Origin of the sequence: Rhodococcus sp. WAY2, assembly GCF_009859915.1 — a bacterium.
Taxonomy (GTDB): domain Bacteria; phylum Actinomycetota; class Actinomycetes; order Mycobacteriales; family Mycobacteriaceae; genus Rhodococcus_F; species Rhodococcus_F oxybenzonivorans.
Map to the genome: position 1 here is coordinate 5,932,285 of NZ_CP046572.1, position 23,825 is coordinate 5,956,109.

Sequence of the window (23,825 nt, forward strand, 5' to 3'; positions counted from 1 at the left end):
GCGCGTTCGGAGTCGGGACGCGGCGATCGGCGTGCCAGACTGACCGCGTGACGGAAATACTGGTGACCGGTGCCCGGGGACAACTGGGCAGACACCTTGTCCGATGCGCGGAGGCAGCAGGAATCGCGGTGCGCGGCGTGGGATCGGACGAACTCGACATCACCGACCGCGGCGCCGTGGACGCGCAGGTGGAGAGCGGATCGGTCGTGATCAACTGCGCTGCGTACACCGCAGTGGACGCCGCCGAATCCGACGAGGCGACGGCACTCGCCGTCAACGAGCGAGGCCCGGCGAATCTCGCGGCGGCGTGTGCCCGCGCGGGTGCGCGGCTGGTGCACGTCTCCACCGACTACGTGTTCGCCGGCCAGGCGGACACGCCGTACGAGGTGGATTCGCCGACCGGGCCGGCGACAGCGTATGGGCGCACCAAACTGGCGGGTGAGCGCGCTGTGCACGCAGCGCTTCCCACCGCCCACGTCGTGCGGACCGCGTGGGTCTACAGCGGTGCGGGTTCCGATTTCGTGGCCACCATGCTCCGCCTCGAACGTGAGCGCGACACGATCGACGTGGTGAACGATCAGGTGGGTTCGCCCACCTTCGCCGGGGACCTCGCGGCTGCCCTCCTGGAACTGGTACTCCGCACCGATGTCACGGTCCCGGTACTGCATGCCACCAACGCAGGAAAGGCCAGCTGGTACGACCTCGCCCGGGCGGTTTTCGAGGAGGCAGGGGCCGACCCGGAGCGGGTTCGCCCATGCTCGAGTACGCAGTTCGTGCGCCCCGCCCCGCGCCCGGCGTTCTCTGTTCTGTCACAGAACGCCTGGGTAGGCGCAGGGCTCACACCTATGCGGCCGTGGCGTGACGCCTTGCGCGCAGCGCTGACAACGGTCGTGTGAGGCGGAGCGCGCCGGAACGGCTACGCTTGCCCGCGTGAGTTCGAAGCTGGCCGTGGTGACGGTGACCTATTCGCCAGGCGAGCATCTGGAGCATTTCCTGGACACTCTCGCCGAGGCGACGAAAGAAGAGCCGCAGGTCGTGATGGCCGACAACGGTTCGACGGACGGCGCTCCCGAGGCTGCGGACAAGGCGTACGAGCATGTGCGCCTGTTACGCACCGGCGGGAACATCGGTTACGGCGGTGCCGTCAACCGGGCTGTGGCGGAGATCGACGAAGAGATCGAGTTCGTCGTCGTGGCCAATCCGGATGTTCGGTGGGCGCCCGGATCGATCGACGTTCTTCTCGCGGCTGCGGAGCGGTGGCCACGGGCGGGAGCCCTCGGTCCCCTCGTGCTCGAACCCGACGGAAGCGTGTATCCCTCGGCGCGCCAGGTGCCCGACCTGGTGTCGGGGGCAGGCCACGCGGTCCTGGGCACGGTGTGGCCGTCCAATCCCTGGACCGCCGGTTACCGCCAGGAGAACGAGTCGCTCAGCGAGCGCGCGGTCGGCTGGTTGTCCGGTTCATGCCTGCTGATGCGCCGGGCGGCATTCGATTCGATCAACGGTTTCGACTCCCGCTACTTCATGTACATGGAGGATGTCGATCTCGGTGACCGGCTGGGCAAGGCGGGGTGGCTCAACGTCTACGTCCCGTCGGCCGAGGTCACGCACGCCAAGGGGCATGCAGCCGGGAAGCATCCCGAATTGATGTTGCCTGCCCATCACCAAAGTGCCTACCGCTTCCAGGCAGACCGGCACCCGCACTGGTGGCAGGCGCCGTTGCGGTGGGCCCTCCGGGGAGGATTGGCGGTGCGGTCGAGGTTGGCGGTGGCCGCGGCAGTGCGCGAACGACACAAGAATGACCAACGAGGGGGCGACGTCCGATGACAGGTGAACAGAAGACCGATGCAGTGGTGCTGGTGGGAGGCAAGGGCACTCGGCTTCGCCCGCTGACGTTGTCGGCGCCCAAGCCGATGCTGCCGACGGCAGGTCTGCCGTTCCTCACCCACCTGCTCGCGCGTATCGCGGCGGCGGGAATCAACCACGTCGTCCTGGGCACGTCATTCAAAGCGGAGGTGTTCGAAGAATACTTCGGTGACGGGTCGAAGCTGGGTCTCGAGATCGACTACGTCACGGAGACCGAGCCGCTCGGAACCGGTGGCGGCATCCGCAACGTGCTTCCGAAACTGCGCGGTGAGAACACCATGGTGTTCAACGGTGACGTGCTCGGCGGCACCGACCTCGGCGGGATCCTCGACACACACCGAACCACCGAAGCCGACGTCACGCTGCACCTCGTGCGGGTGGGCGATCCGCGGGCGTTCGGTTGCGTTCCCACCGACGCGGACGGACGCGTCACGGCGTTCCTGGAGAAGACTCAGGACCCGCCGACAGACCAGATCAACGCTGGCTGCTACGTGTTCAAGCGCGACATCATCGAACAGATCCCATCCGGACGGCCGGTGTCGGTGGAGCGCGAGGTCTTCCCGGCTCTGCTGGCGGAGGGCGCCCGAGTGTACGGGCACGTGGACTCGTCGTACTGGCGTGACATGGGCACTCCGGAGGACTTCGTCCGCGGCTCGGCGGACCTCGTCCGGGGCATTGCCCCCTCGCCGGCACTCGACGGGCCCCGCGGCGAATCCCTGGTTCACCCAGGAGCGGGTGTCGCCCCGGGTGCCTTGCTGATCGGCGGCACCGTGGTCGGCCGGGGGGCCGAGGTCGGGGCGGGTGCACGCCTCGACGGCGCCGTGCTGTTCGACGGTGCGGTCGTCGAGGCAGGGGCGACCGTGGAACGGTCCATCATCGGTTTCGGTGCGCGCATCGGTCCGCGGGCTCTGGTCCGCGATGCGGTGATCGGCGACGGAGCCGACATCGGTGCCCGGTGTGAGCTGTTGCGTGGGGCCCGGGTGTGGCCGGGTGTGACGCTTCCGGACGGCGGAGTGCGGTTCAGCACCGACGTGTGAAAGGCGTAGGCACACAGGACTACTGCGCCACCTGGCGCAGGTAGTCCTGCTCAGCGCAGCCCGGCGAGATGGACCAGGTGGTCGATCGTCGACTTCTCCGCGGCGGGCGGCAGCGCGTCCACCGGCCACCAGCGCAGGTCTGTGGATTCGGAACTGCGCACGATGTGTGCGTCGGGCCGGGCTCGTACGAGGAAGCGCAGATCGAGATGGCGGGTCGGCTGTCCCAGTGAACAGGTGATGGGATGTGTGTGCGCCGAAAGCAATTCGGGGTCGATCCGTAGATCTGGAATACCCGACTCTTCGCATGCCTCGCGCAGGGCCGCGTCGACGACGGTCTCGTCGGTGGCCTCGCAGTGCCCGCCCAGCTGGATCCACCGGCCGACACGGGGATGCAAGGTGAGGAGGACGTGGCAGCCGCCGTCGTCCAGCACCAACGACGACGCCGTGATGTGACCCGGGGCGTGCTCGCGAAGGCAGCCGAGGGGTGCGGAACCGAGGAACGCAAGCATGGTGTGGCGTAACGATTCGTCGCTCTCGCTACCTGTTTTCCAGGACTCGAGTACCTCGGTCGCAGACCGGTGCAGAGATTCGGCGCTCATGTCGCGGCGATCACCGTTCGAGAAGGGCGTCGGCGGGGTCGGGGACATCTCGCGGCGCGAGCGGCTCCAGGGGATGGCCGATCGCGACGGCACCGAGAGGCTGCCAGTCGGCGGGCAGTTCCAGGACGCTGCGCACGACGTCGGCGGCGAATATTGTCGAGCCGATCCAGCAACTGCCGATCCCCTTGACGGCCAAGGAGACGAGCAATCCCTGCACAGCCGCGCCGACGGCCACGGTGAACATCGTGGATTCGGCCGTTTGCCTGCGCGCGTCGGGATAGCTGTGGGCGCCGTCGGGAACACAGAAGGGGATGACGACCTCGGGGGCGTCGAAGAGAATGTTCCCCCGCGCCACCCGGGCTTCGACGGCCGCCGCGTCCATGCCGTCGGAGGTGAGGTCGGCCCGCCACTGATCCCGCATGCGGGACAGCAGTTCGTCCCGGATCGCGCGGGTCCGGATCCAGACGAACCGGACCGGGCGAGTGTGGTGCGGCGCAGGAGCGGTGAGCGCTTCGGAGATCGAGGCGCGAACGGCGTCGGCGTCGACAGGCTCGTCGGAGAACTGCCGGATCGAGCGCCGCAGCAGAAGGGCCTCGGATCGGCCCTGAGCCAGCGATTCGGCGGTGCCGAGCCAGAACAAGTCTTCCGGTCCGCGCCGGATCAGATCCGCCCCGCGGGACCCGTCGTCGCCGACGTCGAGGCCCCGCACGACAGCGACGGGCACGCCGCCGAGCTTTCCCTTCACGAGATCGCCTGCCGCGGCGATCTCGTCGGCGATCGCCACTTCGGTGACGATCAGCTCGTTGCCCTGGCCGTCGCGGGCCCCGGCATACGCGTGCAGGACGGGAAGACCGGCCGCACCGATCGCGGCATCGATCTGACCATTACGCCACGCCCGTCCCATCGTGTCGGTGACGACGACAGCGACGGTGACACCGAGGGCGGCCTTGATCGCGTCCCGGAGACCACGAGCGCTGCGGTCCGGATCCTCGGGCAGCAGAGCGAGTTCGGACCCCTCGACGTTCGAACCGTCGATCCCCGAGGCCGCTTGGACGATCCCGAGGCGATTCTCGGTGATCAGTGTGCGTCCCTTCCTGGCGACGATGCGGACGGCTTCCTGCTCGACGAGGCGCCGCCGGGCGGCGTCTCGTTCGTCGGGATCGGTGGGGGAGGCGACGATGCGGCCCTCCACTTTGGAGAACACCTTGCTGGTGACCACCAGCACGTCACCGTCGCGAAGCCACGATGCCGCCGCAACCACGGCGGCGGCGAGATCGTCGCCGGGGCGGAACTCGGGCAGACCGAGGACCGGCAGGATTTCGAGCGGGCCGCCCGGCGCGTGATCGTTCACAGCGGCACCCCTGCCACGTCCAGGGCGGCCCGGACCATTGCCGCGGTCGCGTCGTGGTCGGTCATGATCAACGGCACACTCCGGACCTCGACCCCGGGAACGTCGGCGGTGTCGGTGTGGTGGACCAGCCAGCCGTCGAGGATTCCGGTCCCGCTGCGCGCCCCGTAGTAGCGCCCGATCGCCTCCGCCGACGTCTCGACCCCGATGACGTCCAGGCATTCGTCCGCCATGCCGCGCAACGGCTTTCCGCCGATGATCGGGGAGACGCCGACCACCTTCGCGGCCGTCGTGCGCAAGGCCCCGCGGATGCCCGGGACGGCGAGGATCGCCCCGATGCTGACCACCGGATTCGACGGGGCGAGCAGGACGATGTCCGCGGACTCGATCGCCTCCACCACTCCGGGGGCGGGCTTCGCCTGCTCGGCTCCGATGTGCGCGAAACTGTGTGTCGGGACCTGGGCGCGGTGCCGGACCCACCATTCCTGGAAGTGGATTGCGCGCTGCTCACCGTCTTCCGGATCCGTGATGACGACATGCGTCTCACTGCGGTCGTCGGTGACCGGCAACAGGGCGACACCCGGCTGCCAGCGATTGCACAGGGCCTCGGTCACAGCCGACAACGGGTACCCCGTGCGCAGCATCTGGCTGCGAATCAGGTGTGTGGCGATGTCGCGGTCGCCCAGACCGAACCAATCGGGTTTGGCACCGTACGCCGCAAGTTCCTCCTTGGCGTTCCAGGTCTCTCCCGCATGACCCCATCCACGCTCGGTGTCGATGCCGCCGCCGAGGGTGTACATGCAGGTGTCCAGGTCGGGGCAGATGCGCAGGCCGTGCATCCACACGTCGTCACCGACATTGACGACAGCGGTGATCCGAGGGGTGGGAGAGTCGCCCTCCTGCGCCCCGTCGGTGCCGAGGAGTCTGCGTACGCCTTGCAGGAATCGAGCCCCACCGACTCCGCCAACCAATACAGTCACGTTCACGAAGCAAAGCCTAGGCGGTGCTCCGGCGGAGGCGGTCGGCCGCTTCCCTCCGCGAATTCGAGCGCGAAATAGTAATGGACATTTTCGGCTTAGCTTGACCGCGACACGCTGGGCGTGTCTAATCACAAATATGTCATTCCGACGGTTGTAGGCGTGGAATCGCTTGCAGCGGGGATCAATTCGAACGGTTGTTCGAACGGATGGCAGGGGTGTTCGGTTCGGGGTACGTGAACGATCGAAATTTTCTGCGCTATCACAGGTGAGGAGGCGGAGCGATGCCCAATGAGCAGGTCGAGTCGGAGACTCGCTGGAGCACAGTAAGCGACGAACCGCAGACCAATTCCGAAGCAGGCGCAGCAGACGGCGTCTGTGTTCAAGAAGTCTGTGTGCAAGAAGACAAGGTAAGTGAGAATCCGGTGCGACAACTCGTCGCGCAGGAGATCGAGACGGCGGGCACTCGCCCGGCGTTGAGCGTGGTGACGGGTTTCGACCATCTTTTCGAGACCATCGAGGATCAGTGGCAGGAACGCGCGCTGTGCGCGCAGACCGATCCTGAGGCCTTCTTCCCGGAAAAGGGCGGCTCCACGCGGGAAGCGAAGCGAATCTGCTTGGGCTGTGAAGTCAAGGACGAGTGCCTGGACTACGCGTTGGCCAACGACGAGCGGTTCGGCATCTGGGGTGGCCTGTCGGAGCGCGAGCGCCGTCGGCTCAAGCGGGGGATCGTCTAGTCAGTCCTCCTCGCCCGGCAGATCGGGGTCGATGATTTCTGGTTCGACGCCGAGGTAGGTACTCACCTGCTGTACGAGCACGTCGTGCACCAGGTCGGTCAGATCGTCCGGGTCTTTAGCACGCTGTTCGAGCGGACGGCGGAACAGGACCACCCGCGCGCGGGTAGCGGTGCCGTGCCGGTCGATGCCCGCGGGTATCAGCCGCGACAGCGGCACCGGTCCGTCCGCCACGACCTCCGGCGGCCAGTTCACCGAATCCGGATCGAGCGCATGAATTTTCGGGACCTCGTCAACGGCGATGTCCAGCTTTGTGAGGCGCTCACGCCACTGTGCGTCGATCGGCGCAAACGCTTCGAGCACCACGAGATCGAATTTTTCCGCGCGACTGCGCCGTGCGGGCGCGTCGGGCGGGAACACCGACCCGCGAATTCCGCGTCCCCGACGGTCGACTGATCGGGTGGTCACCGGACGCCTGCGTCGTGCTCTGGACATGGACTGGACATTACGACAGCCGCACACTCTCGGTGTGTCCGAGTAGGTGCCGGGCCTCCGTGGGGCTAGGCTCCCTAGCTGTGAGATCTCTGCGTCGATGCTGCCGCCCCGGGTGCAAGAACCCCGCTGTCGCGACGCTCACGTACGTCTATTCGGATTCCACCGCTGTCGTGGGTCCTCTGGCCACCGTCGACGAGCCTCATTCCTGGGATCTGTGCGACACCCACGCTTCGCGGATCACCGCGCCGAAGGGGTGGGAACTGGTCCGGTACGAGGGCGGATTCTCCTCGAGCACGCCGGACGAGGATGATCTGACCGCATTGGCGGAGGCCGTGCGCGAGGCCGGGTTGGGCGAGCGCGGGCGTTCCGAACGAGCCGCCGCCGCCGAAGAACGTGCCGACACCGGCATGCACACCCCACCGGTCCGAACCGGTCGCCGTGGTCACCTGCGGGTTCTTCCCGACCCGGCCAACTGACTTCCCGCTCGTCCGTCCTTGGCGTGAGCGCCGTCTCGCGGTTGCCGGGACGTGCCCGCGCCGGGCAGGCATTAGGCTGGCGCCAGCACTGGTGCTCGCAAAGGAGAAAACAGAAGTGGCGCGATCAGCCGAGTCCGTACATGCCGTGATCAAGGCTTACGACGTGCGTGGTGTGGTCGGTGAACTCATCGATGCCGCGTTCGTCCAGGATGTCGGCGGCGCCTTCGCGCGACTCGTGCGCGACGACGGGGCGAAAAAGGTGGTCGTCGGCCACGATATGCGGGCATCCTCCCCGGACCTCGTGAAGGCCTTCGCCCACGGTGTCACCGCGCAGGGTGTCGACGTGGTTCTCATCGGCCTGGCGTCGACCGACCAGTTGTATTTCGCGTCGGGGCTGTTCGACTGCCCGGGTGCGATGTTCACTGCGAGCCACAATCCCGCCGAGTACAACGGGATCAAACTCTGCCGTGCCGGAGCCAAGCCGGTCGGTCAGGAGACCGGCCTGGCGACGATCGCCGCCGAGGTGATCGAGGGAGTTCCCGAGTTCGACGGAGCGCCCGGCGCGGTGACGGACGAGGACGTACTCCAGCGGTACGCGAGCTTCGTCCGCGGCCTCGTCAATCTCGCCGACATGCGACATTTGAAGGTCGCGGTCGACGCGGGGAACGGGATGGGTGGGCACACTGTGCCTGCCGTGCTCGAGCCCATGCCGGTGACCGTGGAACCGCTGTTCTTCGAACTCGACGGCACGTTCCCCAACCACGAGGCGAATCCGCTCGACCCCGCCAATCTGGTCGATCTGCAGGAGCATGTGCGGAAGACGGGTGCCGACATCGGTCTGGCATTCGACGGTGACGCCGACCGCTGCTTTGTCGTGGACGAGCTGGGAAATCCCGTTTCGCCGTCGGCGGTGACGGCCCTCGTCGCCGAGCGGGAGCTGGCGAAGGAGCCCGGCGCCACCATCATCCACAACCTCATCACGTCGCGGGCGGTCCCGGAACTGGTCACCGAGCTGGGCGGGTCGCCGGTGCGCACAAGGGTCGGCCATTCCTTCATCAAGCAACAGATGGCGGAGACCGGTGCGGTCTTCGGTGGTGAGCACTCCGCGCACTATTACTTCCGCTCGTTCTGGGGCGCCGACTCGGGGATGCTGGCGGGACTGCACGTGCTCGCTGCGCTGGGGGAGCAGGAGCGTCCGTTGTCCGAGCTGATGGCCAAGTACGAGCGGTACGCGGCCTCCGGGGAAATCAACTCCACCGTCGCCGACGCTGCGGAGCGCACCGCTGCAGTCGTGTCTGCGTTCGCCGATCGCAGCACGGGTGTCGACCGGCTCGATGGCGTGACCGTCGATCTGGCCGGCCGTGCCTGGTTCAATCTGCGGGCGTCCAATACCGAACCGCTGCTACGGCTCAACGTGGAAGCGCCCACGGCGGAAGACGTAGACGCACTCGTTACCGAGATACTGGGCATCGTCCGATCCTGACTGCCATAGTTGGAATAACAGGTTTTACACGCACACAAGTTTCGATGAGGCTTGTTCCGAGAAAAGAGAAAGGGGGTGCGGTGTCATGACAGCGCCGACGCCCCTGTTGGATCTCGACGACGGTGACGCACTGGTTGCCGCGGACACCGTGGGAGTCCTTCGGTCCGCGGCGATGGGCGGCGCCCAGATCCGGGCCACCAGAGCCGCCGTCGAGGAGGGGGTTCTCGAACGCCTGCACGGTCTTCGGCCGCGCAGTGTGGTGGTGGTGACCGGCTCGGGACGGGCTAGCCGTGGCGCGGCGATCCTCACGGCGGTCCTCGCCGAACGGATCGGGTTCCCCCTCGTCCGTGCCGCCAGTACACCGGTATGGGTCGGACCCCTCGACGTGGTCGTGGTGGCCGGCGACGACGCCGGTGATCCTCGACTCGTGCAGGCCATCGATGCGGCGGTGCGCCGGGGCGCCGAGGTAGTGGTGGCTGCACCCGATGAGGGGCCTCTGCAGGCGGCCGCGGCGGGGCGCGTGCTGATGTTCGCGCCCAGGGTTCGGGCTCTGACCCGTCATGGTCTGCTGCGATACTTCGCGGTCCTCCTCGCGGTCCTGCGCGTGGTGGGATCCGAGCGGTGGGGCGACGAGGTGCCCGATCTCGAGCAGCTCGCCGACGCCGTCGACAGCGAATCCCTCCGCGATCGACCGACGAACGAGGTCTTCCACAATCCGGCGAAGTCTCTCGCCTCGCGGATGCAGGGACGACGAGTCGTGCTCACCGGCGACACGGAAAGCGCGATGGAACTGGCGCGTCACGGCGCCGAGGCGCTACTGCACGCGGGCCGGGTGGCAACCGCGTCCGAACTGTCGGACGTCCTGAGTGCGGCGAACACATTCCGTGCGCCGGCGGCCGTTCCCGATTCGATCTTCCACGATCCGGAACTCGACGGCCCGCCCTCCGCCAGTCCCGTCCGCACCTTTGTCTTCTCGGCCGAGGCCGAGCTGATGCTGACCGAACGCAAGACCGCGGTGCTGGGGGACGCCGACATCGTCGTCGCAGCTTCCGACGAGGGCCCGTCGCCGTCGCAGCGGTCGGAACTCGAGCAGGCCGCGGTCCTCGTAGGGCGGCTCGACATGACTGCCGCATACCTGCAGCTGATCGGCGGTATCTAGTGCACCGACTCGAAGGTGCGCTCCGATCCTATGCATGGGGATCGCGCACCGCTATCGCTGAGCTGCGCGGACTGCCCGTTCCGACGGCACATCCGGAGGCGGAACTGTGGCTCGGTGCTCATCCGGCGGATCCCGCACGCGTCGTCACCGACGAAGGGGAGCGGTCGCTCCTGGACCTGGTGCGCACCGAGCCGGAGCGCCAACTCGGCCGCCGCAGCGTCGAGACCTTCGGCGAACGCCTTCCGTTCCTCCTCAAACTGCTTGCCGCCGAGGAGCCGCTGTCGCTCCAGGCGCACCCGAGTGCGGAACAGGCCCGCGAAGGTTTCGCGCGCGAGAACGAGCTGGGCATCCCGCTCGGATCCTCGATTCGCAACTACAAGGACGACAGCCACAAACCGGAGCTCGTGGTCGCGCTGAGCCGGTTCGACGCTCTGGCCGGTTTCCGGGATCCGAAGCGGACGGTGGAGCTGCTCGACGCGATCGCGGTGCCCGAACTCCAGCCCTACGCCGGGCTCATTGCGGGGCAACCCGACTCGGACGGGTTGCGTGCCCTGTTCACCACCTGGATCACTCTGCCCCAGCCCGTCCTCAGTGCGCTGATGCCGCGTGTGCTCGACGGGTGCGTCGAGTATCTGTCAGGAGCCAAGGACGGTGACTTCGTTGCCGAGGTCCGAACCGCACTCGAGTTGAGTGAGGTGTATCCCGGTGATGCGGGCGTCCTCGCCGCTCTCCTGCTGAACAGGGTCACCCTCGAGCCTGGGCAGGCGCTCTACCTCGACGCGGGAAACCTCCACGCGTACCTGCACGGGATGGCCGTGGAGATCATGGCGAACTCCGACAACGTTCTCCGCGGTGGACTCACTCCCAAGCACGTCGACGTTCCCGAACTCCTCCGGGTGCTCGACTTCGATTCCGTCGACATCCCTGTCCTCGAGGCCGAGGAGTTGCCCGGCAGCGCCGAGGCCATGTACGTCTCGCCCGCTCCCGAATTCTGTTTGACGAGGATCGATCTGTCGTCGAACGGTGCTGTCGAACATCGCTTCCGGACGGAAGGTCCGCAGATTCTGCTCTGCACCGCGGGTTCGGTTCAGGTGGCGTGCGGTAGCGAGCGCCTCGATGTGGAACAGGGCAGTGCAGTCTGGATCGCCGCGGAGGACCCCGACGTGTCGGTGACCGCGACATCGGACCGAGTCCAGTTGTTCAATGCGAGAGTCGGCGCACCCATCGCGTAGCCTGTGAGCCGCCTTTGCGGACCGAGGTCCGGGTGCGACGAGCGGTTTCGGCGGCCGTCGCATCTACCTCGAACCCGACCTGTTCAGGGCCGCCGAAGCATAGGCTGAACCGCAACTTTCGAATGAGGAGGCTGATGTGGCCATCCAGGACAAAGGCAGTGGACCGGAGGTGAGCGGTCGCGCCAATGGACTGTTCCGGACCAAGTCGATCGAGCAGTCGATCCGCGACACGGACGAGCCCGAGACCAAGCTCCGGAAAGACCTCACGGCGTGGGACCTCACGGTGTTCGGTGTCGCCGTCGTCATCGGTGCCGGCATCTTCACCCTTACCGCCCGGACCGCCGGGAACGTCGCGGGACCTGCAGTGTCGGCCGCGTTCGTGATCGCCGCAATCGCGTGTGGTCTCGCGGCACTGTGCTATGCCGAGTTCGCGTCGACCGTTCCGGTGGCAGGCAGTGCATACACCTTCTCGTACGCGACGTTCGGTGAGTTCGTCGCCTGGATCATCGGCTGGGACCTCATCCTGGAGTTCGCCCTCGCCGCCTCGGTCGTCGCCAAGGGGTGGTCCCTCTATCTCGGCGAGGTGATCGGCAATCACACGCCGATCGCCCAGTTCGGGTCGTGGAAATTCGACTGGGGCGCGGTGCTGATCGTCGCGGTCATCACCGTTCTGCTCGTCACCGGTACAAAGCTGTCGTCACGCGTGTCGCTCGTCATCACGACGATCAAGGTGGCGGTCGTGCTCGTGGTGGTAGTGGTGGGCGCGTTCTATATCGAGAGTGACAACTATTCGCCGTACATCCCGCCGTCCGAGCCCGCCGAGACCGGTGAGGGTATTCACCAGTCGCTGTTCTCCTATGTGACGGGCGCCGGTGGCAGCACGTTCGGTTGGTACGGGCTCCTCGCCGCGGCCAGTCTCGTGTTCTTCGCATTCATCGGTTTCGACATCGTTGCCACCACCGCCGAGGAGACCAAGGATCCGCAGAAGGCTCTGCCCCGCGGCATCCTGGGCTCACTCGCGATAGTCACCGTTCTCTACGTCGCAGTCACCCTGGTTCTCACCGGGATGGTCGACTACAAGGAGTTGGCCGGCGACACGTCCAATCTGGCTACCGCCTTCGACATTCACGGCATCACGTGGGCGAAGAATCTCATCTCGTTCGGTGCACTGGCCGGTCTGACGACGGTAGTAATGGTGCTCATGCTGGGCCAGACCCGGGTGCTGTTCGCCATGTCGCGTGACGGCCTGATGCCGAGGCGTCTCGCGCCGACCGGCAAGCACGGCACGCCGGTCCGCATCACCGTGCTCGTCGGTGTCGTGGTAGCTGTTCTCGCCGGCTTCTTTCCGATAGGCACCCTCGAAGAGATGGTGAACATCGGCACGTTGTTCGCTTTCGTCCTGGTCTCGGTCGGCGTCATCGTGCTACGCCGGACCCGGCCCGATCTGCCCCGTGGGTTCCGCGTCCCGTTGGTGCCGCTGGTGCCGATTCTCGCGGTACTGGCCTGCCTGTGGTTGATGTTCAACCTCTCCGTCGAAACATGGATCCGGTTCGTCGTGTGGATGTTGCTCGGCGTGATCATCTACTTCGCGTACGGCCGCAGACATTCCATGATGGGCAGGCGCAGTCGCGGCGAGGTGATCTGACCCGCAACCCGCCTCGGGTATCCGGTCCGCCGGGAAAGCACCACGGTGCTTTCCCGGCGGATTTGTCTTGCCGCGACCTTCTTGATCGATCAAGTTTACAAAATCGCCGATTTGTATAGATCAAGAACGGAAAGCCGGATATTGTCTACCTCATTGGTGACCTGCCTCACGTATGAGGTGAAAGCGAAGGAGCGGACATGGCAACACGTCCACAGGCGGAACCGGCGATACCGACCGAACAGTGGCGGGACAAGAAGCGCTATTTATGGCTACTGGGACTGATACCGCCCACTGCGGTGTTTCTCGCGATCGGCCTCGTGTGGGCCTCGGGACGACTCGGTCTCGACGCGGTGGCGCCCGTGTGGTGGTGGATCGGTCCACTGCTGGTCTACGTCCTGCTGCCGATTCTGGACGTGTTCTTCGGCCCGGACGGCGAGAATCCGCCCGACGAGGTGATGGACCGGCTCGAGAACGACAGGTACTACCGGTACTGCACCTACGCCTACATTCCCTTCCAGATTCTCAGTCTCGTGACTGCCTGCTACCTGTGGTCCGCGTCCGATCTCGGGTGGCTGGGTATCGAGGGTGGCCTCGGGGTGCTCTCGAAGATCGGCCTCGCGATCAGCATCGGCTGTGTGGCAGGAATCGGGATCAATACCGCACACGAGCTGGGCCACAAGAAGGACGAGCTCGAACGGTGGCTGTCGAAGGTGACCTTGGCGCAATCGTTCTACGGCCATTTCTACATCGAGCACAACCGCGGTCACCACGTGCGGGTAGCCACGCCCGAGGATCCCGCGAGTTCCCGTATGGGCGAGACCTTGTGGGCGTTCCTGCCGCGCAGCGTGTGGGGGAGCCTGACGTCGTCCTGGCGACTCGAGAAGGCCCGGCTGGACCGCCTGGGTAAGGGGCCGTGGACGATTCACAACGACGTCCTCAACGCCTGGGCGATGTCGGTGGTGCTGTTCGGCGCTCTGCTGGCAACGTTCGGCCTCGGCATCGCACCGTATCTGGTGATCCAGGCCGTCTTCGGCTTCTGCCTGCTCGAGACGGTCAACTATCTCGAGCACTATGGGCTGCGCAGGCAGAAGACGGCCAGTGGTCGCTACGAACGTTGCACTCCCGAACACAGTTGGAACAGCGACCACATCTGCACCAACATCTTCCTGTACCACCTGCAGCGACACAGCGATCACCACGCCAACCCGACCCGGCGTTACCAGACGCTGCGGAGCATGGACGGCGCCCCCAATCTGCCCAGCGGTTACGCGAGCATGATTACGCTCGCCTACTTCCCGCCGCTGTGGCGCAAGGTGATGGATCCCCGGGTCCTCGCTCACTACGACGGGGACGTCACCCGCGTCAACATCCACCCCGCGAAGCGCGCCGAGGTTCTCGCGAAGTACGGGGCCCGGGCATGAGCGCGTACCGCTGTCCGGTCTGTGAGTACGTCTACGACGAGGCGACCGGCGCACCCCGGGAAGGATTCCCGGCTGGCACGCAGTGGGATTCGATCCCCGAGGACTGGTGCTGCCCCGACTGCGGGGTGCGGGAGAAGCTCGACTTCGAGAAGGCGGCGACCACAACAGGAGGCACGACATGACCGAGTACAAGCTCTACCAGTGTGTGCAATGCGGGTTCGAATACGACGAGGCGCTGGGGTGGCCGGAAGACGGCATCGAACCCGGAACTCGTTGGGACGACATACCGGAAGACTGGAGTTGCCCGGATTGCGGCGCTGCGAAAGCGGACTTCTTCATGGTCGAGATCGAGCGGAGCTGACTTCCGGATGACAGTGCCCGGCGTGGCCACGTACCGGACGCACCGGCGTGCGATGCCGGGCACTAATGTCGTGAGCATGACTTCCTCGCGTGTCAGAGTGACCTACCAGGAGGCCACGCGGCTGCTGCTGCGTCAGTCGGTGCTCGACGCCATGCGCGATCTGTTGTTCGAGAAGGACTGGTCCGACATCACGATGTCGGACGTCGCGGCCGGTGCCGGGGTAAGCAGGCAGACCCTGTACAACGAATTCAAGTCCCGTCAGGGGCTTGCGGAGGCATACGCCCTTCGGTTGGCGGACGAATTGGTCGATGCGGTCGACGAGGCGCTGGTCGCCCACGTCGGGCAGGGGCGAGCCGCACTGCTGTCGGGCTTCACCGCGTTCTTCGCCGCGAGTCTCTCCGATCCGCTGGTGCAGTCGCTGCTACGCGGTGAGACCAAACCGGACCTGCTGCGGTTGATCACGACCGAGAGTGCACCCATCATCGAGCGTGCATCGACCCGGCTGGCAGAAGTTTTCCACCGTAGCTGGGTGCGAGCGAGTGTGGTGGACGCGGGAATTCTGAGTCGCGCCATCGTGCGGCTGGCTATGAGTTACATCTCGATGCCCCCCGAGTCGGAGGCCAACGTTGCCGAGGATCTCGGTGCTCTTCTCGGACCTTTCGTGGACAGGGCAGTCGACGGGGCCGATCGGTTGGAAGGCTGAGTCCGCGGACGGTCGTCTGAGTGTCACCCTTCGGCGGCCGTACCGATAGCCTTGATCGAAACAGCAGCCAACCAGGAGAGGCAGATGACGACCTCAGTTTCAACCACGCCCGTGGCCGAGAGCCGTAACGGGATCGATTTCAAGGTGGCGGACCTTTCGCTCGCGGAGTTCGGCCGCAAGGAGATCCGGCTCGCCGAGCACGAGATGCCGGGACTGATGGCGCTTCGCCGCGAGTACGCGGAGGTGCTCCCACTGAAGGGCGCACGCATCTCCGGATCGCTGCACATGACGATTCAGACCGCCGTTCTCATCGAGACGCTCACCGCGCTGGGCGCCGAGGTCCGCTGGGCATCGTGCAACATCTTCTCCACTCAGGATCACGCCGCTGCCGCCATCGTGGTCGGTCCGCACGGGACGCCGGAGGAGCCGAAGGGAACCCCGGTCTTCGCGTGGAAGGGCGAAACACTCGAGGAGTACTGGTGGGCCGCCGAGCAGATGCTCACCTGGCCGGACGCCGACAAGCCGGCGAACATGATCCTCGACGACGGCGGCGACGCCACGATGCTCGTCCTCAAGGGTGCGCAGTTCGAGAAGGCCGGCGTCGTGCCCCCCACCGACGACGACCAGGATTCCGACGAGTACAAGGTCTTCCTCAACCTGCTGCGCCGCTCCCTCGAGGCCGACAAGGGCAAGTGGTCGAAGATCGCCGAATCCGTGCAGGGTGTCACCGAGGAGACCACTACCGGAGTTCTGCGCCTGTACCAGGTCGCGGCTGCCGGTGAGCTCACCTTCCCGGCGATCAACGTCAACGACTCGGTCACCAAGAGCAAGTTCGACAACAAGTACGGCACCCGCCACTCGCTGCTCGACGGCATCAACCGCGGTACCGACGTCCTGATCGGTGGCAAGGCCGCGCTGGTCTGTGGCTACGGCGATGTCGGCAAGGGCTGCGCCGAGGCGCTCCGCGGACAGGGTGCGCGCGTCGCAGTGACCGAGGTCGACCCGATCAACGCGCTGCAGGCGCTCATGGACGGCTTCGAGGTGAAGACGGTCGAGCAGGCCATCGGCTGGGCGGACATCGTCATCACGTCCACCGGCAACAAGGACATCATCACCTTCGAGCACATGAAGCAGATGAAGCACCAGGCCATCCTGGGCAACATCGGTCACTTCGACAACGAGATCGACATGGCCGGTCTCGAGCGATCCGGCGAGGTGACCCGTATCAACATCAAGCCCCAGGTGGACGAGTTCCGCTTCGGGGACGGTCACTCGATCATCGTGCTGTCCGAAGGACGACTACTGAACCTCGGCAACGCCACCGGCCACCCGTCGTTCGTGATGAGCAACAGCTTCTCCAACCAGGTCATCGCTCAGATCGAGCTGTGGACCAAGCCGGACGAGTACGACAACGAGGTGTACCGGCTGCCCAAGCACCTGGACGAGAAGGTCGCGAAGATCCACGTCGAGGCACTCGGTGGCACGCTCACCAAGCTCACCAAGGAGCAGGCGGAGTACATCGGCGTCGACGTCGAGGGACCGTACAAGCCCGAGCACTACCGCTACTAGAGATGATGGCGTCCCCCGGTCCGCTGCGTGCGGGCCGGGGGATAGCCTTCTTCCCCGTGGGAACCACTTCTGTCGGAACGCTCGTAGCGCTCGAAGGCCTCGACGGCGCAGGCAAGCGGACACTGGTCGCGGCCGTCCAGAAGCGACTTGACGAGGCGGGGCTCCGGGTCGGCACCCTCGACTTCCCTCGATACGGTCGCTCCGTTCATGCCGATCTGGCATCGGAGGCGCTGAAGGGGGCACACGGCGATCTCAGCGGATCGGTGCACGCGATGGCGGTGATGTTCGCCCTCGACCGGTCCGGCGCGATCGCGGAGATGTCCGAACTGCTCGCCGGCTGCGACATCGTCCTCCTCGATCGCTACGTGGCGTCCAACGCCGCCTACGGTGCCGCTCGGTTGCATCAGGGCGCAGACGGCGAATTCGTGGACTGGGTACGGGAGCTCGAATACGGTCGCCTGGCACTGCCCCGGCCCGACCTCCAGCTGTACCTCGATGTGCCCGTGGCTCTGGCCGAACAACGTGCGCGCGGACGTGAGTCGGAAGACGCGAGCCGGGCGCTCGATGCCTACGAGCGCGACCGCGGGCTGCAGGAACGCACCGGTGAGGTGTACCGACAACTGGCCGACGCCGACTGGATGTCGCCGTGGTGGGTGCTGTCCCCGGACACCGATCCGCTCACGCTCGCCGAAAACCTGGCACTCTTGAATGACGGCACGGGACGCCGTGGCGAGAAAGAACACGGCACGCCGTAACGGCGAACGGGCTGTTACGGGCTCCGAAGATGCAACGATAGGGACATGAAGCCAAGGATTCTGGTTGTCGACGACGACACTGCGCTCGCGGAGATGCTCACGATCGTTCTCCGCGGCGAAGGTTTCGACCCGTACGTGGTGGGGGACGGGACCCAGGCGCTCACCGCAGTCCGGGAGACTCGCCCGGACCTGGTGTTACTCGACTTGATGCTGCCAGGGATGAACGGTATCGACGTGTGCCGGGTGCTCCGCGCCGACTCCGGTGTGCCGATCGTGATGCTGACGGCGAAGACGGACACCGTCGACGTGGTTCTGGGATTGGAATCCGGCGCGGACGACTACATCATGAAGCCGTTCAAGCCGAAGGAGCTGGTGGCGAGGGTTCGCGCGCGGCTTCGCCGGACCGAGGACGAACCCGCCGAACTGCTCAGCATCGCCGACATCGTCATCGATGTTCCCGCTCACAAGGTGAGCCGGGGCGAAGAACTGATTTCCCTCACACCCCTCGAATTCGACCTCCTGGTTGCGCTGGCCCGCAAGCCGCGGCAGGTGTTCACCCGTGAGGTTCTGCTCGAGCAGGTGTGGGGTTACCGTCATGCAGCCGATACCCGACTGGTCAACGTGCACGTTCAGCGTCTGCGCGCCAAAGTCGAGACTGATCCCGAGAATCCCGAAGTGGTTTTGACGGTCAGGGGGGTCGGCTACAAGGCCGGACCGCCGTGACAGGTGTTTCCCGATGGCGGCGTCGTGTCAACCGACGCGTATCGCCGATCCTTCGGTGGGGTCACTCACTGAGTAATACCCTCGCGCACACGTGGCGTCGCTCGCTGCAGTTGAGGGTGGTCGTGTCGACGCTGACGTTGTCGCTCATCGTCATCGTCGTCCTCGGAGTCGTGCTCACCAGCCAGATCACCGATCGGCTGCTCGAGACGAAGATCAACGCCGCGACCGAGGAGATGGACCGCGCCCGGAGCACGGTCGAAGGGCAGCTGGCCGGGGCCGAAGACACCAGTTCGCCCACCACACAGCTCGACGGCGCCCGCGCTGCCCTCACGAACAGGGAGCCGGACGCCGGTCAGGATTCCGGATCGGCAGGCACCTTCGACCCGGTGCTGATCGTGCCCGGTGACGGGTCGCGCGCGCCGACCTCGAGTGGTCCTGCCGATCAGATACCGGAGTCGCTGCGGGCGTTCGTGCAGGCCGGTCAGGTGAGCTACCAGTTCGCCACCGTGAACGACCCCGAGGGATACTCCGGTCCCGCGCTGATCGTCGGGAGCCCGACGGCCTCGGCCATCTCGACACTCGAGCTTTACCTCATCTTCCCGTTGGCGAGCGAGGACCGCAGCCTGTCGCTGGTACGCGGGACTCTGCTCGTCGGCGGCGCGGTGCTTGCCGTGCTCCTGGCGGCCATCGCGCTCCTCGTGGCCCGGCAGGTGGTCCTCCCGATTCGGTCCGCCTCCCGGATCGCGGTGCGGTTCGCCGACGGCCGTCTGAAGGAGCGCATGCCCGTGCGCGGTGAGGACGACATGGCCCGGCTGGCGATGTCGTTCAACGAGATGGCTGAAAGTCTGTCCAAGCAGATCACCCAGCTGGAGGAGTTCGGCAACCTGCAGAAGCGCTTCACCTCGGACATCAGTCACGAGCTCCGCACGCCGCTCACCACCGTGCGGATGGCGGCCGATCTCATCCACGACGGCAGTGACGAACTCGACCCCGTGCTCCGGCGCTCCTCCGAGCTACTTGTCGCCGAACTGGACCGGTTCGAGGGCCTGTTGGTCGATCTGCTCGAGATCAGCCGCCACGACGCCGGTGTCGCCGAGCTGGCGGCCGAGCAACTCGACCTGCGGATGTGCGCGCGAGCCGCCGTGTCCACGGTGCGGCACCTCGCGCGCGAGAGCGGGACGGAATTGATCGTCGACCTGCCGGACCAGGCTGTCATGGCGGAGGTGGATCCGCGCCGCGTCGAACGCATACTGCGCAACCTCCTCGCCAATGCCATCGACCACGGGGAGGGCAAACCGGTGCTCCTGCGTCTGCGTGCCGACGACAGTGCCGCAGCGTTCATCGTGCGTGACCAAGGTGTCGGGTTGCGGCCGGGCGAGGAGAAACTTGTGTTCAATCGGTTCTGGCGGTCGGACCCCTCGCGAGTGCGCCGCTCCGGCGGCACCGGACTCGGACTGGCCATCAGTGTCGAGGACGCGAACCTGCACGACGGCCGGCTCGAGGCGTGGGGTGAGCCCGGTCAGGGCGCTTGCTTCCGGTTGACGTTGCCGAGGGTGCGGGGCCGGAAAGTGGTCTCGAGTCCGCTGCCGCTCAAACCCGGCACCGGCAAATACGTTCAGGGACAGCCCTTCCCGGGGGACACGTCGATGCCGCTGCGTAACGACAGCCCCGAAACCGCCGTCGACGAATCCCGGACCGTGCCGCAGAAACGCGAGTTGCCTGAACATTCCGGGCCCCCCGGGCCACGCGAGCGCGAGAGTGCCCACGTCGGCGACCGTGAAGGGCCGCATACAACGGAGCGGGACGGATGATGCGCTCGTCGTCGACGCCCGTGATCCGATCGATCTGGGCTGCTGTGGTCGGAGCCGTACTCGTCACGGTCGGTGGATGCGCCAGCCTGCCTGATTCGTCGACACCCCAGGCAATCGGCACGATCAACCGCGATTCGCCGGGATCGAGCGTGGCCGCACCCGCACCGGGCCGGGAACCGGACCTGCTCCTGCGCGACTTCTTCAAGGCCAGCACCGATCCGTCGAGCCGCCATCTTGCTGCACGGCAGTTCCTCACCCCCGGGGTGTCCGGCAGGTGGGACGATGCGGCGAGCGCCACCATCGTCGACAAGGTCGACGTTCTGCCCGAGGCCCGGTCTACCGATCGCGCGACCTACACCATCCGTGCCAACAAGGTGGGGCAACTGGAACCGGGCGGACTGTACGTCGCAGAAGAGGGAAGTTTCGAGACGAAGATCAGTCTGGAGATGCAGGGCGGGGAGTGGCGGATCTCGGAGCTGCCGTCCGGAGTAATTCTCGACCGGGCCCAGTTCCTCAACACCTATCAACGCAAATCGCTGTACTTCCTCGACCCTGCCGGGACGACGGTGGTGCCGGATCCACGCTGGGTGTCGGGCGCGCAGGATCAGATGGCGGCCCAATTGATGGGTCTGCTGATCGACGGGCCGAAGTCGGCACTCGCCCCCGCTGTGCGTAACGAGCTCGGCGAGGGTGTGTCGGTCCGGGGACCGATCACGAAGGCGGACGGGCGCACCGCTCAGGTGGGTGTGGGGCTCGGGGGCATCCGGATCGATTTCTCCGGTGTACGGCCGATGGATCAGCAAGCGAAGGGATTGTTTGCGGCGCAGGTGATCTGGACCCTCGCGAACGCGGAAATCTCCGGTCCCTACGTGCTGCTCGCGGACGGTGAGCCCTTCGACGATCGTTTCCCCAACGGCTGGACCACCGCCGACGTCGCGTCGATGAATCCGTTCGCGACCTCGAGTGCCACGGTGGGTCTGCATGCCCTCCGCGACGGGTCGATGGTGAGTGTCACCGAGACCGGGGTGACCCCGGTGCCGGGATACTTCGGTTCGGCGCGGAGCATGCGTTCCCTCGCGCTGTCGCAGGACGGCAAACTCGTGGCCGCCGTCGCGGACACCGGACGTCCACCGCCCGAGCCGGCGAGTGCCCTGATGGTCGGCGCCTATGAGGACGGGGCGGCGTCCGTGCTCGAGGGGGGCGCGATAACCCGTCCGACGTGGGCGCCCGACAACTCGGCCATCTGGGCGGCGGTCAACGGCAATGCCGTGATCCGGGTGCTGCGCGAGCCCGGAACAGGGCGGACCTCGGTCGAGAACGTGGATGTGGGTGCTGTCACTGCACTGGGGTCTACCATCACCGAGCTTCGGCTCTCTCGCGACGGAGTGCGTGCGGCGCTCATCGTGGACGGCAAGGTGTATTTGGCCATCGTGGCGCAGAAGCCCGGTGGCGGGTACGCCCTCACCAACCCGCGCGCGGTGGCGATCGGCCTCGGAAGTCCGGCTCTGTCGCTCGACTGGAGCACGAGTGACACGATCGTCGTCGCGCGTGCGGCCTCGGATATTCCGGTGGTGCAGATCGCGGTCGACGGCTCACGGATGGACGCCCTGCCGAGCCGTAACCTCACGGCCCCGGTGGTGGCCGTGGACGCCTCGACGACGACGGAGTTCGTCGCCGATTCGCGCGCTGTCTTCCAGTTGAACAACAACGATCCGGCGGGGGATCGGTACTGGCGCGAGGTTCCCGGGCTGACGGGCGTGAAAGCGATACCGATTCTGCCGGGCTGATTCCGGTGGGGCGATCTGTCGGTGGGGGTGCGGAAGATGACGGCATGCGCATACTGCCCGGCTCACGGACGCTGCTCGATCTGATTCTGCCGGCAGAATGCGGTGGGTGCGCGGAGCCGGGCACGCAATGGTGCCAGGGCTGCGCCGCCGAGTTGGCCGACGATCCGATTCTCCTGCAGCCGCGGGTCGATCCGGGAGTCGCGGTGTGGGCGCTGGGACCGTACTCGGGTCCACGTCGCCGGGCGGTGATCGCTGCGAAGGAACGGGGCCGGCGCGACCTCGCGGTGCCGCTCGGTTCCGCTGTCGCGGGCGCACTCGCGCGGCTGCACCAATGGGGTGAACTGGCGCCGCCCGAGGTCGCGCCGGTGGTCCTCGTGCCCGCTCCCACGCGTTCGCGGGCGGCCAGGATGCGGGGTGGCGATCCCGTAACCCGGATTGCTGTCGCCGCGGTGGGAGCGTCCCGGGTGTGTCCGGCGCTGGCCATGCGCAGAGGGGTGCGGGATTCCGTCGGACTGTCCGCGGATCAACGTAGAGTAAACCTCGAGGGTGGTGTTCTCCTCACCTCGCGCGGCCACCGATTCGCACAGCATCTGTGTTCGGAAAGGTCTGCGGCGCAACGTAAGACGGTAGTCCTGATCGACGACGTCTCGACCACGGGGGCGACCGCGGCCGAGTCGATCCGGGTGCTGTCCGGCGCCGGCATTCCGGTTTCCTCGGTGGTCGTCCTGGCCGGAGTCGGCTGACCTCGCGGCGAGGCCGCGACAATCTCGGTGTCGGCTGGATGAAATTGCGCCGAACAGTGGCACTCGCGCGAGTTACGTACTAGCGTCGCGGACACACCCGAAACACAGGTAGGAGGTGGTACTTCGAACCTGGTGCCGGGCGGACCCCTTCCCGGCATTGCTCAAATCCGCCGCCGCCCATTTCGGGGCGGGGCCGTAATCGGGAGGTACGAGTGACGACCCCTTCGCAAGCTTCGGTTTTCATCGACGAACGCACCACGGATGCACAAGAGAAGACCGATGCCCCTAGCGCCGATATTGTCGTCAAGGGACGCAACGTCGAGGTTCCCGACCACTTTCGTGTGTACGTCTCCGAGAAGCTGTCGCGCCTCGAGCGCTTCGACCCCTCCATTTTCCTGTTCGATGTCGAACTACAGCACGAACGCAATCGACGCCAGAGGAAGAGCGCCCAGCGCGTCGAGATCACTGCCCGAGGCAAAGGGCCGGTAGCCCGAGCCGAAGCGTCGGCCGACAGTTTCTATGCAGCATTCGAGTCGGTCACCGCGAAGCTCGAGAGCAGGCTCCGCCGCACCAAGGACCGAAAGAAGGTCCATTACGGGGAGAAGACCCCGGTATCGGTGGCAGAGGCCACTGCAGCACTCGCCGAGGACGAGAGTCTCGGTATCAACCCCGACATCTCCCTCGACGGCCAGGAATCGCAGCCGCACGAGCACAGGCCGGGTCAGGTGGTGCGGACCAAGGAACACAAGGCCACACCGATGACCATCGACGATGCTCTGTACGAGATGGAGCTGGTAGGACACGATTTTTTCCTGTTCCACGACAAGGAGTCGGACAAGCCTTCCGTCGTCTACCGGCGGCACGCGTTCGACTACGGACTCATCCGCCTGGCGTGATCTGCACT

24 protein-coding genes are annotated in these 23,825 nt (G+C 66.2%); 20 read left to right on the top strand and 4 right to left on the bottom strand.

What is annotated here, in order from left to right:
* The first annotated feature begins 47 nt into the window (after positions 1 to 47).
* From rfbD to GFS60_RS26620, 3 genes are read left to right on the top strand one after another with little or no spacing between them, the layout of a single operon-like run.
* Entirely contained in the window at positions 48 to 896 is an 849-nt protein-coding gene (rfbD, locus tag GFS60_RS26610; RefSeq protein WP_159925855.1) for a dTDP-4-dehydrorhamnose reductase, read from the top strand.
* Between the two features lie 34 nt (positions 897 to 930).
* A complete protein-coding gene (locus tag GFS60_RS26615) occupies positions 931 to 1,824 on the top strand; it encodes a glycosyltransferase family 2 protein (protein WP_159925856.1) in 894 nt (297 codons plus the stop codon).
* Entirely contained in the window at positions 1,821 to 2,900 is a 1,080-nt protein-coding gene (locus GFS60_RS26620; protein WP_159925857.1) for a sugar phosphate nucleotidyltransferase, read from the top strand. The genes GFS60_RS26615 and GFS60_RS26620 overlap by 4 nt, the downstream gene beginning before the upstream one ends.
* Before the next feature lie 50 nt (positions 2,901 to 2,950).
* On the opposite strand, the gene GFS60_RS26625 is transcribed toward GFS60_RS26620, so the two are convergent.
* The 3 genes from GFS60_RS26625 to cofD are packed head-to-tail and all read right to left on the bottom strand — an operon-like array spanning position 2,951 to position 5,833.
* The gene (locus tag GFS60_RS26625; RefSeq protein ID WP_159925858.1) at positions 2,951 to 3,499 is read right to left on the bottom strand and encodes an NUDIX hydrolase; all 549 of its coding nucleotides are present in this window, start codon (positions 3,497 to 3,499) and stop codon (positions 2,951 to 2,953) included.
* A gap of 10 nt (positions 3,500 to 3,509) precedes the next feature.
* Entirely contained in the window at positions 3,510 to 4,850 is a 1,341-nt protein-coding gene (locus GFS60_RS26630; RefSeq protein WP_159925859.1) for a coenzyme F420-0:L-glutamate ligase, read from the bottom strand.
* Positions 4,847 to 5,833 carry a 2-phospho-L-lactate transferase gene (cofD, locus tag GFS60_RS26635; RefSeq protein WP_159925860.1) on the bottom strand — a complete coding sequence of 329 codons (987 nt, stop codon included), beginning with the start codon at positions 5,831 to 5,833 and terminating at the stop codon, positions 4,847 to 4,849. Before cofD ends, GFS60_RS26630 begins: the two co-directional genes overlap by 4 nt.
* Before the next feature lie 467 nt (positions 5,834 to 6,300).
* Here cofD and GFS60_RS26640 point away from each other — a divergent pair, with 467 nt between their 5' ends.
* On the top strand, positions 6,301 to 6,561 hold the full coding sequence (locus GFS60_RS26640) for a WhiB family transcriptional regulator (protein ID WP_201453656.1): 261 nt from the start codon (positions 6,301 to 6,303) through the stop codon (positions 6,559 to 6,561).
* On the opposite strand, the gene GFS60_RS26645 is transcribed toward GFS60_RS26640, so the two are convergent.
* Positions 6,562 to 7,053, bottom strand: a complete 492-nt coding sequence (locus GFS60_RS26645) for a metallopeptidase family protein (RefSeq protein ID WP_201453459.1) — start codon at positions 7,051 to 7,053, stop codon at positions 6,562 to 6,564.
* Positions 7,054 to 7,133: 80 nt separating this feature from the next.
* Between GFS60_RS26645 and GFS60_RS26650 the strand changes: the two genes are divergently transcribed.
* The 16 genes from GFS60_RS26650 (at position 7,134) to hpf (ending at position 23,817) form a co-directional block, all read left to right on the top strand.
* Positions 7,134 to 7,529, top strand: a complete 396-nt coding sequence (locus GFS60_RS26650) for a DUF3499 domain-containing protein (RefSeq protein WP_159925861.1) — start codon at positions 7,134 to 7,136, stop codon at positions 7,527 to 7,529.
* Positions 7,530 to 7,644: 115 nt separating this feature from the next.
* Positions 7,645 to 9,012, top strand: coding sequence for a phosphomannomutase/phosphoglucomutase (locus tag GFS60_RS26655; protein WP_159925863.1), 1,368 nt, complete (start codon positions 7,645 to 7,647; stop codon positions 9,010 to 9,012).
* A gap of 85 nt (positions 9,013 to 9,097) precedes the next feature.
* Complete coding sequence (locus tag GFS60_RS26660) at positions 9,098 to 10,171, top strand: tobH protein (protein WP_159925865.1); 1,074 nt, start codon at positions 9,098 to 9,100, stop codon at positions 10,169 to 10,171.
* Positions 10,171 to 11,403, top strand: a complete 1,233-nt coding sequence (manA, locus tag GFS60_RS26665) for a mannose-6-phosphate isomerase, class I (protein ID WP_159925867.1) — start codon at positions 10,171 to 10,173, stop codon at positions 11,401 to 11,403. The genes GFS60_RS26660 and manA overlap by 1 nt, the downstream gene beginning before the upstream one ends.
* Positions 11,404 to 11,539: 136 nt before the next feature.
* Complete coding sequence (locus GFS60_RS26670) at positions 11,540 to 13,048, top strand: amino acid permease (protein WP_109331269.1); 1,509 nt, start codon at positions 11,540 to 11,542, stop codon at positions 13,046 to 13,048.
* A gap of 197 nt (positions 13,049 to 13,245) precedes the next feature.
* Complete coding sequence (locus tag GFS60_RS26675) at positions 13,246 to 14,469, top strand: alkane 1-monooxygenase (RefSeq protein ID WP_159925869.1); 1,224 nt, start codon at positions 13,246 to 13,248, stop codon at positions 14,467 to 14,469.
* A complete protein-coding gene (locus tag GFS60_RS26680; protein WP_159925871.1) occupies positions 14,466 to 14,651 on the top strand; it encodes a rubredoxin in 186 nt (61 codons plus the stop codon). The genes GFS60_RS26675 and GFS60_RS26680 overlap by 4 nt, the downstream gene beginning before the upstream one ends.
* Complete coding sequence (locus tag GFS60_RS26685; protein ID WP_109331265.1) at positions 14,648 to 14,830, top strand: rubredoxin; 183 nt, start codon at positions 14,648 to 14,650, stop codon at positions 14,828 to 14,830. The genes GFS60_RS26680 and GFS60_RS26685 overlap by 4 nt, the downstream gene beginning before the upstream one ends.
* 76 nt (positions 14,831 to 14,906) lie before the next feature.
* Complete coding sequence (locus GFS60_RS26690; protein WP_109335204.1) at positions 14,907 to 15,533, top strand: TetR/AcrR family transcriptional regulator; 627 nt, start codon at positions 14,907 to 14,909, stop codon at positions 15,531 to 15,533.
* A gap of 84 nt (positions 15,534 to 15,617) precedes the next feature.
* Entirely contained in the window at positions 15,618 to 17,102 is a 1,485-nt protein-coding gene (gene ahcY / locus GFS60_RS26695) for an adenosylhomocysteinase (protein WP_159925873.1), read from the top strand.
* Positions 17,103 to 17,158: 56 nt separating this feature from the next.
* Positions 17,159 to 17,857 carry a dTMP kinase gene (locus GFS60_RS26700; protein ID WP_236603296.1) on the top strand — a complete coding sequence of 233 codons (699 nt, stop codon included), beginning with the start codon at positions 17,159 to 17,161 and terminating at the stop codon, positions 17,855 to 17,857.
* Positions 17,858 to 17,902: 45 nt separating this feature from the next.
* The gene (gene mtrA, locus GFS60_RS26705; protein ID WP_005240059.1) at positions 17,903 to 18,580 is read left to right on the top strand and encodes an MtrAB system response regulator MtrA; all 678 of its coding nucleotides are present in this window, start codon (positions 17,903 to 17,905) and stop codon (positions 18,578 to 18,580) included.
* The gene (gene mtrB / locus GFS60_RS26710; protein WP_159925875.1) at positions 18,577 to 20,391 is read left to right on the top strand and encodes an MtrAB system histidine kinase MtrB; all 1,815 of its coding nucleotides are present in this window, start codon (positions 18,577 to 18,579) and stop codon (positions 20,389 to 20,391) included. The genes mtrA and mtrB overlap by 4 nt, the downstream gene beginning before the upstream one ends.
* Positions 20,388 to 22,178 carry an MtrAB system accessory lipoprotein LpqB gene (lpqB, locus tag GFS60_RS26715; protein WP_159925877.1) on the top strand — a complete coding sequence of 597 codons (1,791 nt, stop codon included), beginning with the start codon at positions 20,388 to 20,390 and terminating at the stop codon, positions 22,176 to 22,178. The genes mtrB and lpqB overlap by 4 nt, the downstream gene beginning before the upstream one ends.
* Positions 22,179 to 22,222: 44 nt before the next feature.
* Positions 22,223 to 22,921, top strand: a complete 699-nt coding sequence (locus GFS60_RS26720) for a ComF family protein (RefSeq protein WP_159925879.1) — start codon at positions 22,223 to 22,225, stop codon at positions 22,919 to 22,921.
* 212 nt (positions 22,922 to 23,133) lie between these two features.
* Entirely contained in the window at positions 23,134 to 23,817 is a 684-nt protein-coding gene (gene hpf, locus GFS60_RS26725; RefSeq protein ID WP_159925881.1) for a ribosome hibernation-promoting factor, HPF/YfiA family, read from the top strand.
* The last annotated feature ends 8 nt before the right edge of the window (positions 23,818 to 23,825 follow it).